Raw genomic sequence first — 19,105 nt, 5'->3', positions numbered from 1 at the left:
CCCGTCACTGCTGTTGGCCGTTTGCGGCGTTTTCGAAAATAGCGCGGGACCGCTTGCCCCTGAAATAGCTCTGGACCCAAGGGTCGTCGAAGGCGAGCATCTTGTCGAGCGTCCCCTCGACCAGCACCTTCTTCTTGCCAAGCACCGCGATCCTGTCACATACGGCGTGCAGGCTGTCGAGGTCATGGGTCACCATATAGACCGTAAGGCCGAGCGTGTCACGCAACCGCGCGATCAGCTCATCGAACTCGGCCGCGCCAATCGGGTCAAGACCCGATGTCGGTTCGTCGAGGAACACCAGGTCCGGATCGAGCGCCAGGGCGCGCGCCAGCGCCGCGCGTTTGATCATGCCGCCCGACAGCTCCGCGGGAAAACGCTCCGCTGCCTCCGGCCGCAACCCCACCATCTCGATCTTGAGCCGGGCAAGGTCGTCCATCATCGCCTTCGGCAGATCGAGATATTCCCGCATCGGCACCTGCACGTTTTCCAGCACGGTCAGGCCGGAAAACAGCGCGCCCTGCTGAAACAGCACGCCGACGCGCATATCGACAGAAAGCCTGTCGGCATAGCTGAGATTGTCGAAATCCCTGCCGAAGATCGAAATTGTGCCGGCCTGACGCGCATTCAACCTCAAGACCGTGCGCATCAGCACCGACTTGCCGGTTCCCGACCCGCCGACGAAACCGAGGATTTCACCGCGATACACATCCAGATCGAGATTTTCGAGCACGGTCGGACCGCCGAATCCCACGGTCAGGCCCCGCACGCTCAAGATGCTGCGCCTGCCCTCTTCCGTCCTGTCTTCGGTTTCTGGGTTCACCGCCAGTTCCTCAATAATTGATTGCCGCGTAGAAAATAGCAAAAATTCCGTCAGCGAGAATCACCACGAAAATCGACTTCACCACCGAGGCCGTCACCTTCTGGCCGAGGGATTCGGCACTGCCGCCGACTTTCATGCCCTCAAGCGAGGCAATGATCGCGATGATCAGCGCCATGACCGGCGCTTTCAGCATGCCCGAAATCACATCGGCCATGTCAACGGCCTCATGGAAACGCTGCATGAAGGTCTCAAGCGTGATCCCCGAATAGACATCAAGGATGACCACAGCGCCCAAAAGAGCGGAGAAATTGGCCAGAATGGTCAACAGAGGCAGCGCGATCAGCAGGGCCAGCATGCGCGGAAACACGAGCACTGAAACCGGATCAAAACCCATCACCCGCAGCGCATCGATTTCCTCACGCATACGCATGGCGCCGATTTCGGCGGTGATGGCACTGCCGGAACGGCCAGCAATCATGATCGCGGTCAAAAGCACGCCGATTTCGCGAAGCTGGAGAATGCCGACAAGGTCGACAACGAACAGTTCCGCACCGAAATAGCTGAGCTGAAAGGCCCCCTGCTGGGCAATGATGGCGCCGACCAGAAACGACATCAGCGCGATGATTGGCACCGCACGCACGCCCATATGGTCAAGCTGGGCGGTGATCGCGGCCATGTTGACCCCACCGCCGCGCGAAAGAAGCGCCTTCACGCCGAGAAACAGCGCTCCGAAAAAGCCGACGCCGCGATAGACATCCCGTGCACCGGCCACCGCCGACTTGCCGACAGGATCAAGAACAGCCTCCGTCAGGCTTGGCCGCGGTTGAGACACCTTTTCCGGCTCGGGCAAGGTCTCGGGAATAGCTTCCATCAGATCGGCAACACGGCGCTCCATGCCCGAAAGCGTGGCCTCCATGCCTGCGGCCACACATTCGGCCTGCACTTCGCGGACCATCCAGGCGCCTGCGGTGTCGAAGCCTTCAAGTTGCGACAGGTCGAGCACAGCCGTGCCGCCCGCGCCCTGCAGGCTGTCACGCAGCCGGTCTATCTCTCCGCTGAGAAGGCGCGCATTGCGGACCGTCCAATAGCCCCGAAGACACAGGGTGCTGGCCGTTCCGCCGTCGCCGGTTTCCACCGTCAGGGAGGCTTTGCTTTCGTCCGCGTTCTGCAAATGCAATTATCCAGTTTCCAGCGCACCGTCGCGCCCTGCGGGCTCCGGCGCGAAAACAGCGGGAAACACCCCCTCCACCTCTTCAGCGTTCCGCCGGAACACTTTCCGGCCAACCGGTCGCTGGACAAAGTGATGACGATCCGCCGTGATCATGACCTTTGTTAGGCTTTTCATGATGACGAGGAGATTGCAAGTCTTTTGAAGGCTCTAGGAACACGAGAACCTATTGAACCGCACTTCTGCAAGGCCAAGGGCAGGTTCCCTCAGGCCGCCCTGCCCTTGGCCTTGGCGGCCAGAATCAGCGGCGAGAAATCCTCGCTTTCGGTCTCCGCGGCCTCATCTTCATGCACGCCTTCGATCTTCTGCCAGTGGATCAGCTCGAACGTGCCGTCGAAATGTTCGGCAATGGCGGTGCAGCTTTCGACCCAGTCGCCGGTATTGATGTAGCGGATACCGTCCATGTCTTCCATCACCGCGTGATGGATATGGCCACAGATAACGCCGTCGACCTCGTTCCGGCGCGCTTCCTCGACAACGATACGCTGAAATTCGCCGATGAAATTGACCGCGTGCTTGACCTGCAGCTTGGCCCAGGCGGAAAACGACCAGTAGGGCATGCCGAGCTTGCGGCGCACGGCCGCCAGCACCCGGTTGATGGCAATCGCCGCATCATAGGCCCAGTCGCCGAGATAGGCGACAATGCGGGCATGACGGACGACGACATCGAATTCATCGCCATGAATGATCAGATATTTGCGGCCGTCGGCGGCTTCGAAAATCATCCGTTCGGCCACTTCGACACCGCCGAAATGGGTGCCGGGAAAATCCCGCAGAAACTCGTCGTGATTGCCCGGAATATAGACGATGCGCGTGCCCTTGCGCGCCTTGCGCAGCAGTTTTTGCACCACATCATTGAAGGGCTGCGGCCAGTACCAACTGCGTTTCAGCCGCCAGCCATCAATGATGTCGCCGACAAGCACGATGGTCTCGGCCTCGTGATGACGCATGAAATCGAGAAGGAAATCGGCCTTGGCGGCCTTCGACCCGAGATGTAGGTCGGAAATGAAAAGCGTTCTGAACTGTCTGGGTTCCATCGCCTCAACCCGCCATATCCCCCGGCGGTCCCTGTGCATCCATGGATGGCACCCTTAAAACACGAGTCGTATTTCAGCTTGATGACAGGCCGCCCGATGCAAACTGTTCAGACGGGGAAATAGCGCACATAGGCGAAGGCCGCGCCATCCGGCGACCAGTTGGGCGAATTCATCGTGCCCTGCCCGCCGAAAAGGTCGAACAGCGTGGTCAGATTGCCGCCGTCCGGGTCCATCACGCGCACCCTCACATCCTTGTCGCCCGGGTGATCGAACACCTCCGGGGCATAGGAAATCAGAATCACGCGGTCGTTCTTCGGGCAAGGATGGGCAAACCAGTTGCCGGCATTGTCGAAAGTCACCTGCTGCAGCCCGGTGCCATCGGGATGAATGCGCCAGATCTGCATCAGACCGGTGCGCGAGGAATTGAAATAGATCCACGCGCCATCGAAGCTGTAGTCCGGGCCGTCATTGCGGCCCTCTCCATGGGTCAGCCGGGTCTCATCGCCACCGTCGGCCGCAATCGTGTAGATATCGAAGACATCGTCACGAATACCGCAATAGGCAAAACGCGCGCCATCGGGCGACCAGCCGTGCCAGTAGGACGGCAGGTTTTCGGTCACCAGTTTCGGCGTGCCGCCTTCCGCCGACAGCGTGTAGATCGCCGATTTGCCAAATTCGCATTTGTCGGAGACGGCAATCGTCTTTCCGTCCGGCGATATGCCGTGATCATTGTTGCACTGCACGGCAAAGCCGGTGTCGATCTGCTGCAGCCGCGGCGCGCCCTCCAGCGGCAGCCGGTACATCAGACCGTCGCTGTTGACCATCAGATAACGCCCGTCCGGCGACCAGTTGGGCGCTTCGATCAGCGCGTCCGACTGAAACACCACACGCTGTTCGCCCGTGGCGAAATCGTAGATTTCGACTGAACTGCGCATAAGCCCCTCCCCGGCGTAATCGGCTCTATCGGTCCCTGAACCGGTTGGTGATCGGATAACGCCGGTCGCGACCGAAATTCTTTCGGGTGATCTTCACGCCGGGCGCTGACTGGCGGCGCTTGTATTCGGCAATGTAGAGCAGATGCTCGATCCGGTGCACGGTTTCGGCATCATGCCCGCGCGCGACAATGGCCTCCACCGACATTTCGCGCTCCACGAGGCATTCCAGAATATCGTCCAGCACCGGATAGGGCGGCAGCGAATCCTGATCGGTCTGGTCGGGGCGCAGTTCGGCTGACGGCGTCTTGTCGATGATGTTTTGCGGAATGGCGTTTTTCTCCGGTCCGTGCATGCCCTCCGGCCGCTCGGTGTTGCGCCAGGCAGCCACCGCATAGACCTGCATCTTGTAGAGGTCCTTGATCGGGTTGAAGCCGCCGTTCATGTCGCCGTAAAGCGTGGCATAGCCGACCGACATCTCCGACTTGTTGCCGGTGGTCACCACCATGGCGCCGAACTTGTTCGAAATCGCCATCAAAATCGTGCCGCGCGTGCGGCTTTGCAGGTTTTCCTCGGTAATGCCTTCTTCGGTGCCCTCGAACAGGCTTTCAAGCGCCGCCTGAAAGCCGCTGACGGGCTCCTCGATGGCGACGATATCATAACGGCAGCCGAGCGCCTTTGCGCAGGCAGCGGCGTCGGAAAGCGATTCCTCCGATGTGTAGCGGTAAGGCAGCATCACGCAGTGCACACGCTCCGCGCCGAGCGCATCCACGGCAATCGCCGCGCAGATCGCCGAATCGATGCCGCCGGAAAGGCCAAGCACCACGCTCTTGAAACCGTTCTTGTTTACATAATCGGCAAAGCCGAGCACGCAGGCGCGGTAATCCGACGCCTCGCCGAGCGGCAATGCGGCGACCTTGCCGCCGACAATCCGCCAGCCGTCGTCACCACGCTCCCATTCGGAAATTGCAATATCTTCCGCAAATTGCGGCATCTGGAAAGCCAGCGTTTTATCGGCATTGAAGCCGAAACTGCCGCCGTCGAACACCAGTTCATCCTGACCGCCGAGCGTGTTGAGATAGACGAGCGGCAGGCCGGTTTCGATCACCTGTTTGAGCACCACCTGATGGCGCACATCCACCTTGCCGCGATAATAGGGCGAACCATTGGGCGACAGCAGCAATTCCGCGCCGCTTTCAGCCAGCGTTTCGCAGACGCCGAGATCGCCCCAGATATCCTCGCAGATCGGAATGCCGATTCTCACCCCGCGAAAACTCACCGGCCCCGGCATTTCGCCCGGCACGAAAACGCGCTTTTCATCGAATTCGCCGTAATTCGGCAGGTCGACCTTGTCGCGGATCGCGATGATCTCGCCACCGTCCAGCACCGCAACGGAATTATGCCGGCCGGCCTCGCCCTGCCGCGGAAAACCGACGATCACACCGGGGCCGCCATCGGCCGTATCAGCCGCAAGCGCCTCGACGGCCTTGAGACAGGCAACCAGAAAGGCCGGCTTCATCACCAGGTCTTCGGGCTGGTAGCCGGAAATGAACAATTCGGTGGAGAGCACGAGATCGGCACCGGCCTGCGCGGCCTTTTTTCGCGCGGTGCGCAATTTCTCGAGATTGCCGGCGATATCGCCAACCGTCGGGTTCAGTTGGGCGAGTGCGATTTTGATGCTGTCCATGGCAATTCCACCTTTCAGGTCCGACGAGGGATGGACACCATGTTTTTCAGGAAAAATCAAACCGGAAAAGGCAGGAAGGCGCGAAGTAGCATGAATAAAGATTACATCAGGGCAACATTCCACTCCCCCATGAGGGCAGAGGAGCAGCGCACGCCGTAATTTCTGAGCTTGTGGAGGGTGCTCTCAGATTGCTGACAAACTTTCCCGCTTTACGGACGTCATCCTCGGCCTTGTGCCGAGGATCTAATCACGTTGCATTACGAGCGGTGTTTTATCTTTGCAACAGATTGATTTATTACGCCTTTCCATCCGAAACACCTCTCTTGGCGAGACGTGCTTGGATGCTCGGGACAGGCCCGAGCATGACGAATGAGGGGGAAGCTAGCTTCTCTCTGTCGTGCTCGCGACATCTCCCCCTCAATGGGGGAGATTAAATCAAACGCTTGCCGGAGCTTAACGCCCGGCAATCACTCGTTGATCGCGAGCTTCTTTTCCTCGTACGCCGTCTTCATCCGTTCGGCGAGCAGGAAAGCGAGTTCCAGCGCCTGGTCGGCGTTGAGGCGCGGGTCGCAATGGGTGTGGTAACGATCATGCAGATCGTCGCCCGTCAGCGCCCAGGCGCCGCCGGTGCACTCCGTCACGTTCTTGCCGGTCATCTCGATATGGATGCCGCCGGGATAGCTGCCCTCGGCGCGGTGGATCTGGAAGAAGCTCTCGACTTCCGACAGGATGCGCTCGAACGGCCGCGTCTTGTAGGAATTGAGCGTGATCGTGTTGCCGTGCATCGGGTCACAGGACCACACGACCTTCCGGCCCTCGCGCTCGACGGCGCGGATCAGGCGCGGCAGATGGTCGGCAACCTTGTCGTGGCCGAAACGGCAGATCAGCGTCAGGCGGCCGGCTTCGTTTTTCGGGTTCAGCGTATCGATCAGGCGCAGGAGGTCGTCTTCGGCAAGCGAAGGACCGCATTTCAGCCCGAGCGGATTGTTGATGCCGCGGGCATATTCGATATGGGCATGATCGAGCTGGCGCGTACGGTCGCCGATCCAGATCATGTGGCCGGAGGTCGTGTACCAGTCGCCCGACGTCGAATCGACGCGGGTCATGGCCTCTTCATAGCCAAGCAGCAGGGCTTCGTGGCTGGTGAAGAAATCGGTTTCGCTGAGCGCGTGGTTTTCCGCCGCCGTGATGCCGATGGCGCGCATGAACGACATGGTTTCGGAAAGCCGGTCGGCAAGCTTCTGGTAGCGTTCGCCCTGGGGGCTGTCCTTGACGAAACCGAGCATCCACTGATGCACGTTTTCCAGATTGGCATAACCGCCCATGGAAAAGGCGCGCAGCAGGTTCAGGGTCGCGGCCGACTGGCGATAGGCCATCAGCTGGCGCTGCGGATCGGGCAGGCGCGCGCCTTCGGTGAAGTCGATGCCATTGATGATGTCGCCGCGATAGCTCGGCAGCGTCACGCCATTGATGGTTTCGTTCGACGACGAACGCGGCTTGGCAAACTGGCCGGCAATGCGGCCGACCTTGACGACCGGCTGCTGGGCGCCGAATGTCAGCACCACGGCCATCTGCAGGAAAGCGCGGAAGAAATCGCGGATCGTGTCGGCGCCGTGCTCGGCAAAGCTCTCGGCGCAATCGCCGCCCTGCAGCAGAAAGCCCCGGCCCTCGGCCACTTCGCCAAGCGCGGATTTGAGCTTGCGCGCCTCACCGGCAAACACCAGCGGCGGATAGGAAGCGAGCGCCGCTTCGGCCTCGGCCAGCTTGTCTGCATCAGGATAGTCCGGCACCTGCAGGATAGGTTTCCTGCGCCAGCTACCCGGTGTCCAGTTTGTTGCACTGTCCATGTCGTTCACCTGTCCTTGCCGTCCGGCCACACCATGCCGGACACGCCTCTCTCCCGATTTCGGCGCGCTTATAGACCTTTCTCGCTTTTTTGTATACCCGCGTGACAGCCACTCATTCGCCGGAAAGCAGGCCGCTGTTCGCCTTGATCAGGCTCGCCAGCCGCTCGATGACGGTGCGCACTTCCGGCCGGTGTCGGTCGTCGTCATGGGCAATGATGAAAAGCGGATGGCTGAGTGCGTCGATCATGCCGCCGGCACGTTCAAGCGCCGGATCGCTGTCGCCGATGTGAACCGGCAGGACGCCCTGCCCCGCCCCGGCTGCAATCAGCCGCACCAGCAAGTGCCGGTCTTCCGTCCAGGTGGTGATGGCGGATTCGTGATTTTCGAAAACCCAGCGATCGGACGGCGAAATCGCGGCGCCCGTGCCCATGGAAACCCAGGGCAGCGCCTCATCCGTTCCGCCGCGACGGCGATAAACGGCATAGGCCATGGTGCCGGTGCGGCGCACCGCCAGATTGCCGCTGTCCGGCCGGGCGGCAAGAACGGCAACATCCGCCTCCCGAAAAGCGAGCGCCAGCGACGGCCCCGCCGCCGCAAGGCAGATGCGAAAGCCGTCTTCCGCCCCCTTGATCCCGGCCACATGATCGGCAGCAAAGCCTGACAACCAGCTGTCGACCGCAATCGACACCCAGGGCATGGCAAAGGCATCGCTGTGCCACGCCGCGATGTCGTCCGCCACCGCCTGCATGCCGCTGACGCGCTCAAACAGGATTTCGCCGTCATGGGCCAGCCGATAGCCGCGTTGGGACCTGAGGAACAGCGCCCGTCCGAGCGTACGCTCAAGCGCAAGCATGCGTCTGCCGATCGTCGGCGCGGACAGGCCGGTGCGCTGGGCCGCGGCACTCAGACCGCCCAGTTCGGCAACCACATGAAAAAGCTGGAGATCGTCCCAGTTCGGATCCGCCATTCTGCCTACTCCCGCAAAAAACGCGCGCGGTACAAATTTACACCAGAGGTAAGGACGATGAACCGTTCACGGCTGAAAGAGACGTTTCATTCGCAAATCTACAGCGCCCGCAACAGAAAGCCTAGCTCTTGGACATACCATCCAAACGGGAGAAAATATCATGCTCGACTGGTTTGCAGTGTCCCGACGTGACCACCCCAGACCGCCCGCCTCGCTCGCCGACCCGCTGGAAAGCGAAGACTGGCACGGACATCAATGGGCGGCAGTCCTCATCAGCCGCATCATGCGCCACCGCAGAAGTCAAATTGCCCGGCACGCTGAAACGTGCCGGACCGTAGACATAACGACCTTCAGACCCGCTCGCCGTTCTTCACGCGATAGGTCGGGTTATACATGGTGACAAGCTCTTCGGACGCTGTCGGATGCACCGCCATGGTGCGGTCGAAATCGTCCTTGGTGCATCCGCCCTTCAGCGCAACGCCGATCAGCTGTGCCATCTCGCCCGCCTCGTGGCCGAGAATGTGCGCACCGACGACCTTGCGGTCGGCGGCATTGACGATCAGCTTCATCACCGTGCGCTCGTCACGCCCGGAAAGCGTGGCCTTCATCGGGCGGAACTTTGCCAGATAGACTTCCAGCTCCGCATAGCGTTCCGCCGCCACATCCTCGGGCAGGCCGACCGTGCCGATTTCCGGCTGGGAAAATACGGCCGTTGCAATCAGATCGTGATCGGGCGTGGTCGGATTGTTCTTGTACTCGGTTTCGATGAAGCACATCGCCTCGTGGATCGCGACCGGCGTCAGCTGAACACGGTCGGTCACGTCGCCGAGCGCATAAATATAATCGACATTGGTGCGCGAATACTGGTCGACCTCGATCGCGCCCTTGGCGTCTGTCTGGACACCCACGGATTCAAGCCCCAGCCCCTTGGTGTTGGGAAGCCGGCCAAGCGCCATCATCACCTTGTCGACGTTGAAGACATGGCCCTGCCGGGTTTCCGCCTTTAACCGCCCGTCGGCAGCCTGCGCCACATCCAGGATCGTGTCGTGGCAGACCACCCGGATGCCCTTCTTCTCCATCGCCTCGCGCAGATTGGTGCGCATGTCCATGTCGAAACCACGCAGGATTTCCGGGCCGCGATAGATCAGCGTCGTTTCCACGCCGAGACCATTGAAAATATTGGCGAACTCGACCGCAATATAGCCGCCGCCGGTAATCGCGATCGACTTCGGCAGTTCATCGAGATGGAAAGCCTCATTGGAGGAAATGCAGAGTTCAGACCCCGGCATTTCCGGATGCGGGTTCGGCGCTCCGCCGACGGCGATCAGGATCTTTTCCGCCGTCACCTCCTGGCCCGAGGCGTTCAGCCGCAGCCGGTGCGGACCGATGATCTCGGCCCGGCTTTCCAGAATTTCCGCGCCGGCATTTTCCAGCCCCTTGCGATACAGGCCTTCGAGGCGGTCGATCTCCTTGTCCTTGGCGGCAATCAGTTCCGGCCAGGAAAAGCTGCGCTCACCGACATGCCAGCCGTAGCCCTCGGCATCCTCGAAATGCTCGGGATACTGGGACGCATAGACAAGAAGCTTCTTCGGCACGCATCCACGAATGACGCAGGTGCCCCCGAAACGGTATTCCTCGGCAATGGCAACGCGTTTACCGAGCCCCGCCGCCAGCCGCGCGGCGCGCACGCCGCCTGAACCTCCGCCGATAACAAAAAGATCAAAATCATAAGCGGACATAGGGAGGCTCCTTTTTGCAAACAATGTCTTTGGAAATCTTCGGGCCTAGATATGGCGACTTCGAATGGGAAATCAAAGGGACGGGACGCGGCTTTGCTGAACGCCGGCCCAGAACGGAAAAAGGGCGTGCGAAAGGCACGCCCTCAAACCTTAAAAACGGCGTCAGCCGAAGATATTATTCTGCGGCGGCGGGCGCATCACCCGTCTGCTCTGCAATGCGACGGTTCAGTTCTTCCTGGGCCTGCTGGTTGAGGTCGCGGGCGATGCCGCGTGCCCAGATGTCGCCGGCCTGGCTCAGTTCGCGTGCCGCAATCGGCCCGTACTGGATGAACTTCTTGCCGAGATCGGAATTGTAGAATGTCGCCAGCTGTTCCAGCTCTTCCTGGGTGAAGATGTTGGCATAGATCTGCGCACCTTCATTTTCCAGATCCGCGCGGCGCGAGGCCAGCGAGATTGCCGTATCCGTCACCACTTCATCGATCAGGGCGTGATAATTCGGATAAACCTGGGTCAGCTGCGCCTGCACGAGATCAGCCTGGTTCGGCAGGATTTCGTCAAACTGGGAATTGATGCCGAGCGCGCCCAGTGCAGCCTTGGCCGCGGCCTGATGCTCGGGCGAAATATCCTGTGCCGCAGCAACGGAAAAAGCGCCAAGTCCCATTACCGTGGCGACGACGGCCACGGAACGGCCGATCTTGGTTTGAAATCTCATAAAGGACTCCTGTCTATTCTGCTGCTTTGAGTGTACGCACGCCACCGCCGGATGCAACGATGGCCAGCGTCGCTATGTCGATAAACAACCCGTGCTCCACAACGCCGGGAATCATATTGAGCGCCACAGAAAGAGCCTCTGCATCGGGAATACGGCCAAATGATGCATCAAGGATGTAATGTCCGCCATCGGTCATGAACGGTCCATCCCCGGAATGACGCAATTCGAGCGCTCCGGAAATATTGAGGCGGGAAACTGTCTTTTCGATGGCAAGGCGTGTGGCGCCAAGACCGAAAGGCATGACCTCGATCGGCAGCGGAAATGCGCCAAGCTGATCGACTACCTTGGTCTCGTCGGCGATCACGATCATCGACTTCGATGCCGAGGCCACGATCTTTTCCCTGAGCAGCGCTCCGCCGCCACCCTTGATCAGGCTGAGCGCCGGATCGATTTCATCCGCACCGTCAATCGTGAGATCGAGCTCGGGCGATTCGTCCAGGGACTTGACCTCGATGCCGAGTTCAAGGCACTGACGTGCGGTTGCTTCGGATGTCGGCACGCCGGTGACGGAAAAACCGTTCGCCACCTTCTCCCCGAGCAGCGCGATGAATTCACGCGCGGTGCTGCCGGTTCCGATGCCGAGACGCATACCGTCCTCGACATATCCAAGTGCTGTTTCGGCTGCCTTGATTTTCAATTGACGCGCGTCCATGCGTCACATGCTCCTTCTGATTTACGCTAAGGTGTTTACACGCCACAGGCGCTAAACAAAAGTCCTTTTGCAAGAAGCCACGGCTTCTGACCGAATGGATAACATCAAAGTCAAGGACACGAATATTGCAAACCACAATCCAGCGCAAACTTCGTGTCGATTTGCGCATGCCGGTCTCCACCTCCCGGAGGCCCGGCAACAGCGCGCCAACGTGGAAGGAAACCGAATGTCATCTCCGCTTGTCATCTTCGATCTCGACGGAACCCTCGTCGACACCGCGCCGGACCTGATCGAAAGTCTCAACCATGCAATTGCGCCGGAAGGTCTGGCCCCCTTCGATATCGGCCAGCTTCACCAGCTTGTCGGCAAGGGCGTGAAGGTCATGATCCGGCGGGCCTTCGCGCTACGCGAAACCGAGCTCGACGACCAGACCTTCGAGGCCTGCTTCGAGCGTTTCACCACCCATTACCGCGCCGGCATGCCCGGCAAGAGCCGCCCCTACCCCGGAACGGAAGCCGCTCTCGAGCGGCTGAAGGCCGCGGGCTTCACACTGGCCGTGTGCACCAACAAGCGCATGCCGCTGACCATGCCGCTTCTTCAAAGCCTCGGCCTTGCCGATCATTTTGACGTGATTACCGGCGGCGACAGTTTCGAATTCCGCAAACCCGACCCGCGCCATGTTCTGGGCACCATCGAACAGGCAGGCGGCAAACCGGAAAACGCGGTGATGGTCGGCGACAGTTCCAACGATATCGATGCCGCCAGCGGCGCGGGTGTGGCCACCGTCGCGGTGACCTTCGGCTATGCCGACCGGCCGGTCGAAACCCTGGGCGCCGGCCGGACGATCAGTCATTTCGACGAGTTGACCGCCGCGCTGATCACAGAACTGCTCGGCCGCTGAAACCGCATCGGAAAAAGGCGCACCCGGAAAACCGGACGCGCCTCTTTTTTATCAATCGATCGAAGTTGAAAGCGATCAGCTGTTTGCCTTGCGTGCCTTGCTTTCCGCCGCAAATGCGCGGTCCAGATACATGTCGCGGTCGTAGACGTCGTCATAGTACTGGATGTCGCCGGTAGCATCCGGCCAGGCCGTGAAATAGCTGATATAGACCGGGAACTGTTCCGGCACGTCGACGGGCGTGTTCTGCCCCGTTGCGATATAATCATCGACATCGGATTGCGGCACACCCAGAACGGCGGCGGCCATTTTCTTGGGATCGGCCAGACGCACACAACCATGGCTGAGGGCGCGCACATCGCGCTTGAAATAGCTCTTCTGCGGGGTGTCGTGCATGTAGATCGCGTGGTCGTTCGGGAACAGGATCTTCAGCTGGCCAAGCGCGTTGCGCTCACCCGGGGGCTGGCGAACATCGACCATCGGGGCAGCGGCCCAGTTGACCGAGGCCGACGAAACCCGGCGGCCATTATAGCTCACCTCATAGCCGATCTGGTCGAAATAGGACGGGTTGGCCCGCAGCTTCGGCAGATATTCGTTGACGACAATCGAGCGCGGGAGGCCCCAATAGGGGTTGAATTCCACGGTCTGGATCTCGTCACGGAAGAAATAGGTCTGGTTGCGCGGGTTACCGACCACGACGCGCATGTCGAAGTTCTCGCCATTGTCGTCGTGATAATAGACGCGGTAGGCCGGCTGGTTGATGAACACATAGCGCGGGCCGAAATCGTCCGGCAGCCAGCGCAGACGCTCCATCGCCGCGACCACCTTGCGGGCGCGGTCGTCATTGGTCTCGACATCAAACGAAGAGATTGTCTTCGGACCGACGACACCGTCAACGTAAAGGCCCTGAACGTCCTGGAAATCGCGGACCAGTTCGACCAGCTCCGGCGTGTATTCGGTTCCGCCGTCATAGGCGTCGAAAACTTCCGCATGCTCTTCGATGAAGGCGTCGGTGCTCTTGCGCTTGATCGCCTTGATCAGATTCGGCACATCCTCGTCGGTCTCGCCGGGATGAATGTAGTTGCCGCGACGGAAAACGATCGGCTCGACATATTCATGATCGGCGCGCAGTTCCTCAAGCGCGGTCTTCAGCTCCTGAAAACGCTCGCTCTGCGGATTGTAGCTTTCCATCAGGCCTGCGACGTTTTCGGCGTTGCCGAGGGCATCGATGGCCTCTTCAAGGTCAACGGGATTGCGCTGCAGGTCGTGGAATTCCGAAATCCGGTTCGGGTCGACACGGCCGCGCTTGGCGTCCTGCATGTAGGTCAGAACGCGTGCGGACAGCGCCAGTTCGAAGCGCATCAGTTCGGCCTCGCGCGCCGCGTCATCGGCTGCAAGCGCCAGATCGGGCATGTTGACCGTGTAGTCATCGGGATCGAGGCCCCAGGCATCGGCATCGGCCAGCGTATCAAGTGCAGCCTGCGCCTTGGGCGCAACATCGCCATCGGCAACCCAGATCAGGTCTCCGCCATTGGCGTAATAGTCCTCGATTGCGACGGCGACATCATCGACGGCCTTCACCCGGGCATCGGTCAGGTACTGGCGCGGATCGTTCTCGCCGATGGCAACCATGGTCTCGGTGGAGGCCGCATCGGTCATAGTATCGGGATCAAGCGCGGCAACTTCGGTGTTCGGCTGCTCGTCAGTCACGTCGTTCGTCTCGGGAGAGATCGAACCGGTCACGACGGGGTCCTGAATTTCGCTGATGGCGATGTAGCGCATCGAATCAGCCTTGTAGGTATAATATTTGGGCGGCGCCACCTTCGGGACCGAATATGTACGTTGCGTCTGCTGCTGTGGCGCCTGCGGCTGGACGACAGGGGCCCGGTCGGCCTCCTTGTCGCGACCGCGCAGAATATCCATCAGGGTCAGCGCATTGGCCGATGCCGGCACGAATGCAGCCGATATCGCAGCAGCCATGGCTACCGATGAGACGCGAACTAGAAGATTGTTGCGCAATTTTTCACCCCGTTTGACATAAAATCATGATTTGAGACCACCTTACCCATATCGTGCGGAACCCTCCAATAACAATTCTGCTATCGGGCGAGACGGACGCTGTTGTGTTGGTAAAAAACAACACTCCCATCTCAGGTTCCGGGTGGGATCGCCATTTTTTGAAATATATCAGCAGAGGCTTAACAGCGCATTAAGCAATTCGACCCCGAAAGCGGCGTTTCTGTGTCGGTCCACCCGCGCTTCGGTCAACCAAAAGCAACCTAAATCGAATAAGTTGACGCGGCTTGTTGACAGATCGGCCTTGACCGCGCGATGGCATAGCCACGCTTTTCCGGCATGACGTCTTTCAAGTGTGCCCCATGGACGGGCCGTTGCACTGAGGTGGAGAAAACATGACTGATACCCGCACAGAAACCGACACTTTCGGCCCGATCGAAGTGGCCGCCGACCGCTACTGGGGCGCGCAGGCCCAGCGCTCGCTCGGCAATTTCAAGATCGGCTGGGAAAAGCAGCCGCTTTCCGTGGTCCGCGCGCTCGGCATCGTCAAGCAGGCGGCGGCAAAAGCCAATATGGCGCTTGGTCGGCTTTCGCCCGAAATCGGCAATGCGATTGTCGACGCCGCGCAGGAAGTGATCGACGGCAAGCTCGATAATCATTTTCCGCTGGTCGTCTGGCAGACCGGCTCGGGCACGCAATCAAACATGAACGCCAATGAAGTGATCTCCAACCGCGCCATTGAAATGCTCGGCGGCGAGATGGGCTCGAAAAAGCCCGTCCACCCTAATGATCACTGCAATATGAGCCAGTCGTCCAACGACACCTATCCGACGGCGATGCACATCGCCTGCGCCGAGCAGATCGTGCACCACCTGCTGCCGAACCTGAAACATCTGCAGGAGGCGCTTGCCGCCAAGCAGCAGGAATTCACCGACATCATCAAGATCGGCCGTACCCATACGCAGGATGCAACGCCGCTGACGCTCGGCCAGGAGTTTTCCGGCTACACCGCACAGGTCGCCTCCGCCATCGCCCGTCTCGAACTGACGCTTCCGGGCCTTTACCAGCTTGCCCAGGGCGGCACCGCCGTCGGCACCGGCCTCAATGCGCCGGTCGGCTTTGCCGAAAAGGTGGCCGAGGAAGTTGCGGAAATTACCGGCCTGCCCTTTGTCACCGCGCCGAACAAGTTCGAGGTTCTGGCCGCCCATGACGCAATGGTGTTTGCCCATGGCGCCATCAATGCAGCCGCGATGGCCTGCTTCAAGATCGCCAACGACATTCGTTACCTCGCCTCCGGCCCGCGTTCCGGCCTCGGCGAACTGGCGCTACCGGAAAACGAACCCGGCTCCTCGATCATGCCCGGCAAGGTCAATCCGACCCAGAACGAGGCGATGACCCAGGTCTGCGCCCATATCGCCGGCAATCAGGCAGCGATCGGCTTTGCCGGCAGCCAGGGCCAGTTCGAGCTCAATGTCTATAATCCGATGATGGCCTACAACTTCCTGCAGTCGGTCCAGCTTCTGGGCGATGCCGCCCGCTCCTTCACCGACAATTGCGTCGTCGGCATCAAGGCACGAGAAGACAACATCAAGGCCGGCGTCGAACGCTCGCTGATGCTGGTGACCGCGCTTGCCCCGAAGATCGGCTACGACAACGCCGCCAAGATCGCCAAGACCGCGCACAAGAACAACACCACGCTGCGCGAGGAAGCGCTGGCGACGGGTCTTGTGAGCGGCGAGGAATATGACGAGATCGTCCGTCCGGAACTGATGATTTCGCCGAAGTGACATTTCGACTTCGAAGATAAAATGCTGAAACCCGGGCTCCTGCAGTCCGGGTTCAGGCTGCTGTCAAAGCTCACCCCTCGTTTTTTTCGTCATACCGGCCTTGAGCCGGTATCCAGGGCCGCTTGTTATGCGCTTTCAGAAAAAGTCTTTGCGCGCAAGGACTTGCGCTCAATGGATTCCGGCTCAAGGCCGGTATGACGGCGGCGGGGCTAGGCAAAGCTGTGATTGCTTACAGGGGTTGTCAACCAACTGACCCGGGCCTCACAGTCCGGGTTTTCTCATGTCAGGCGAAGGCCGACGAGATCGCGACCATGCCGAAGCCGATCAGAATACCGCCGGAAATGCGTGCGACCCAGCGGGCAAATTCCTTCGGCAGGCGATGACGGATGGCGGCGACCAGACCGCTCAGGAAAATCCACCACAACAGCGAGCCGGTAAAAACCCCGGCAACAACAATCGCCGGCGCAATACCGCCGCCGGCATCAGCAAGGCCGAAACCGGCGAAGATGGCGACGAAGGACAGCAGCGTCACCGGATTGGCGATGGTCAGCACATAGGTCATCGCGGTCGTTTTGAGAAGGTCGCCTGCCCCGGCGGTGTCCGCCGCAGGCTTCGCACCCGTCTGCCGCATTTCCCGCCAGCCGAGAAAAATCAGGAATACGCCGCCGCCAATCGCCATCGGCATGGAGATTTTGGCCAGAACGGCTGAAAATGCGGCAAAGCCAAGCGCTGCCAGCGCTCCGTATGAGGCATCGGCCAGCGCCGTGCCAAGCCCGCCGGAAACGCCGACCCAGAACCCGCGCGTCAGGGCACGGTTGATGCAAAGCGCCCCGATCGGTCCAACCGGAGCGGCAATAGCGAGGCCAAGCAGCACCGCCTTCAAAAACAGCACGATCAGCATCGCTTTTCACCTCATCCGTCACATTCCGATCACCGGCGACACTATCAGAAACCGCAGCCGAAGACAGGGAGATCACGCGCCACAACGCGGCCGGCGAGCGCATCCCGCAGTGCCGCCATTCTGCACCCACTAACGGCGCTGATACACCGCTACGGTTTCAGATTTCAATTCGCCTTAAACAAATTAAATCAAAATACATGTATAAAATAAGTCAAAACAAGCTTTATTAATCTTAATATTCAATTTATACATATATATCCGAAATTTATACTACAGGTAAATCGTCATGGGGAACGATACAAAAGTAATATTCGTTGAGGGGGAAAGCGATGCGTTCTGGAAATCCGGAAATCGCGGCAGCAACATTTCGTTTCTCGGTGAAAATCTGTTTGTGTCCTGGTCACACAGCATAGCCGGCGGCGACTATTCCGCCATCTACGCATCTTCGACACACCCTGCGGATTATGTCTGGCGGCCGCTGACGAGGATTGCGGACAATGGTGAAGACGGCACCATTCCCAATTGCCCCGCCACGAACCCGGCATTTCACAGCGACGACGGGAAAATACTGCTGTTCTGGCAGATGACCAGTGACGGAACCCCGGCAAGTTCCCAGCTTCGCATGCGCAGCGGAAGCGTCTCCAACCAGTTCGAGAGCGTTCATTCGGTGCGATGGAAAACGCCCGTCGACGGCGAGCCGGTGACGGCGACGGTCAGCAGCGATGATTTTCTCGCGGCCATGACAATCCTCTGCCCCAATGCCTGGCCGCTTTTGAACGTGACGTTCGAGCCGCGCAAGAGCTTCGAAATGGCACCGTCATTCAGCGCCGAAAACGGGCGAAACCTCAGCGCACCGGATATCGATACCGACGCTGTCGACGCAATCATCGACAGCCTGATCACGGAGATCAGGGACTTCGACAACACCTATCTCAAGGATGTGAAGCACCAGTTGTCGGAGGACCATCCGGACATTGCCCCGATCCTGGACCGGCTCCGCAGATTTTCAGATATTGCCCGGTTCTTCGATGCATTTCAGGCGCATTTGCGGCGAAACACGCTCATCGTGTTTCTCTATACGGTCTATGACACCTACACCATGGTCGTGATGCGGCTGACGGTGTTCAACATGTTCAGTCCGGATCGCTATGAACGGGGCTGGCGGACACGGAGCCAGCCGCAGAAAATCCGCCTGAAAGACGGGGCCGAGCGCCTGCTGCTTCCGGTCCATTCCGACGCGATCGGCCTTTCGGTCGTGTTTTATTCGGATGATGACGGGGTGAGCTGGGACTATGCGCAAACGCCGATCCCCGGCCGCGGCACCATCGAGCCGTGCATTGTTCAGCGGCCGTCAGGCAAGTTGACCGCCTTTCTCAGAACCAAAGCACCGGACCTCTACCTCAACCGGGTGGCCGTCAGCGAATCCTGCGATTACGGGCTCACATGGTCTCCTGCCGTGCCGGTTCTCAACCCCGAGATCAAAAACCATGACGCGGGTCTTGCGGCGCTGTCGCTGAAACATTCGCGCTTCGACCCGTCGCTGGGGCCGTTCGCCGTCGTCTACACGCCTGATGAGGACGGCCGGAGCCTTCATCTCAGTGTCGGCTTTTTCGGCACCTCATCGGACCGCAACAACATGCCGCTGACCTGGCTTGAACCCGTATGCCTCGAACAGGCGGCGAGCGGCTGCCGGATTGAGGCCCCGTCAATCACGGAGGGGATCGACGGAACGCTCTACATCTCCTGCAGCTACACAATCCCGGAGGAGAACGGCGCTTGCGAGAAAATCTGCGTGATACAATATGATGGCCTCAAAGGCTGA

The 19,105-nt window shown here is 59.8% G+C and carries 15 protein-coding genes; 3 read left to right on the top strand and 12 right to left on the bottom strand.

Annotation, left to right across the window (positions count from 1 at the left end):
- Positions 1–4: 4 nt before the first annotated feature.
- The 10 genes from ABID12_RS06440 to rpiA form a co-directional block, all read right to left on the bottom strand.
- The gene (locus ABID12_RS06440; RefSeq protein WP_181190708.1) at positions 5–820 is read right to left on the bottom strand and encodes an ABC transporter ATP-binding protein; all 816 of its coding nucleotides are present in this window, start codon (positions 818–820) and stop codon (positions 5–7) included.
- A 10-nt stretch (positions 821–830) separates the two neighbouring features.
- The gene (locus ABID12_RS06435) at positions 831–1,991 is read right to left on the bottom strand and encodes an ABC transporter permease (protein ID WP_354433546.1); all 1,161 of its coding nucleotides are present in this window, start codon (positions 1,989–1,991) and stop codon (positions 831–833) included.
- Between the two features lie 263 nt (positions 1,992–2,254).
- Positions 2,255–3,085, bottom strand: a complete 831-nt coding sequence (locus tag ABID12_RS06430) for a UDP-2,3-diacylglucosamine diphosphatase (RefSeq protein WP_354433545.1) — start codon at positions 3,083–3,085, stop codon at positions 2,255–2,257.
- Between the two features lie 107 nt (positions 3,086–3,192).
- Positions 3,193–4,020: a TolB family protein gene (locus tag ABID12_RS06425; RefSeq protein WP_354433544.1), complete on the bottom strand. Its 828-nt coding sequence runs from the start codon at positions 4,018–4,020 to the stop codon at positions 3,193–3,195.
- Between the two features lie 25 nt (positions 4,021–4,045).
- On the bottom strand, positions 4,046–5,704 hold the full coding sequence (locus tag ABID12_RS06420; RefSeq protein WP_354433543.1) for an NAD+ synthase: 1,659 nt from the start codon (positions 5,702–5,704) through the stop codon (positions 4,046–4,048).
- Between the two features lie 467 nt (positions 5,705–6,171).
- A complete protein-coding gene (locus tag ABID12_RS06415; RefSeq protein WP_354433542.1) occupies positions 6,172–7,551 on the bottom strand; it encodes a class II 3-deoxy-7-phosphoheptulonate synthase in 1,380 nt (459 codons plus the stop codon).
- 112 nt (positions 7,552–7,663) lie between these two features.
- Complete coding sequence (locus ABID12_RS06410) at positions 7,664–8,518, bottom strand: LysR family transcriptional regulator (RefSeq protein WP_354433541.1); 855 nt, start codon at positions 8,516–8,518, stop codon at positions 7,664–7,666.
- A gap of 350 nt (positions 8,519–8,868) precedes the next feature.
- Positions 8,869–10,257 carry a glutathione-disulfide reductase gene (gene gor / locus ABID12_RS06405; RefSeq protein WP_354433540.1) on the bottom strand — a complete coding sequence of 463 codons (1,389 nt, stop codon included), beginning with the start codon at positions 10,255–10,257 and terminating at the stop codon, positions 8,869–8,871.
- 175 nt (positions 10,258–10,432) lie between these two features.
- Positions 10,433–10,969, bottom strand: coding sequence for a DUF2059 domain-containing protein (locus ABID12_RS06400; protein WP_106304749.1), 537 nt, complete (start codon positions 10,967–10,969; stop codon positions 10,433–10,435).
- A gap of 13 nt (positions 10,970–10,982) precedes the next feature.
- A complete protein-coding gene (rpiA, locus tag ABID12_RS06395) occupies positions 10,983–11,681 on the bottom strand; it encodes a ribose-5-phosphate isomerase RpiA (protein WP_354433539.1) in 699 nt (232 codons plus the stop codon).
- Between the two features lie 226 nt (positions 11,682–11,907).
- Between rpiA and gph the strand changes: the two genes are divergently transcribed.
- Positions 11,908–12,582, top strand: coding sequence for a phosphoglycolate phosphatase (gph, locus tag ABID12_RS06390; protein ID WP_354433538.1), 675 nt, complete (start codon positions 11,908–11,910; stop codon positions 12,580–12,582).
- Between the two features lie 75 nt (positions 12,583–12,657).
- Here the strand turns inward: gph and ABID12_RS06385 are convergent, their stop codons facing one another.
- On the bottom strand, positions 12,658–14,559 hold the full coding sequence (locus ABID12_RS06385) for a L,D-transpeptidase family protein (protein ID WP_354433537.1): 1,902 nt from the start codon (positions 14,557–14,559) through the stop codon (positions 12,658–12,660).
- 431 nt (positions 14,560–14,990) lie between these two features.
- Between ABID12_RS06385 and fumC the strand changes: the two genes are divergently transcribed.
- On the top strand, positions 14,991–16,382 hold the full coding sequence (fumC, locus tag ABID12_RS06380) for a class II fumarate hydratase (protein ID WP_354433536.1): 1,392 nt from the start codon (positions 14,991–14,993) through the stop codon (positions 16,380–16,382).
- Between the two features lie 283 nt (positions 16,383–16,665).
- On the opposite strand, the gene ABID12_RS06375 is transcribed toward fumC, so the two are convergent.
- Positions 16,666–17,283, bottom strand: coding sequence for a LysE family translocator (locus ABID12_RS06375; protein ID WP_354433535.1), 618 nt, complete (start codon positions 17,281–17,283; stop codon positions 16,666–16,668).
- Between the two features lie 286 nt (positions 17,284–17,569).
- Between ABID12_RS06375 and ABID12_RS06370 the strand changes: the two genes are divergently transcribed.
- Positions 17,570–19,105 carry an exo-alpha-sialidase gene (locus tag ABID12_RS06370; protein WP_354433534.1) on the top strand — a complete coding sequence of 512 codons (1,536 nt, stop codon included), beginning with the start codon at positions 17,570–17,572 and terminating at the stop codon, positions 19,103–19,105.

The organism is Martelella mangrovi, from assembly GCF_040545495.1.
Lineage (GTDB): Bacteria > Pseudomonadota > Alphaproteobacteria > Rhizobiales > Rhizobiaceae > Martelella > Martelella mangrovi.
This window is presented reverse-complemented; position numbering and strand designations above follow the sequence as displayed.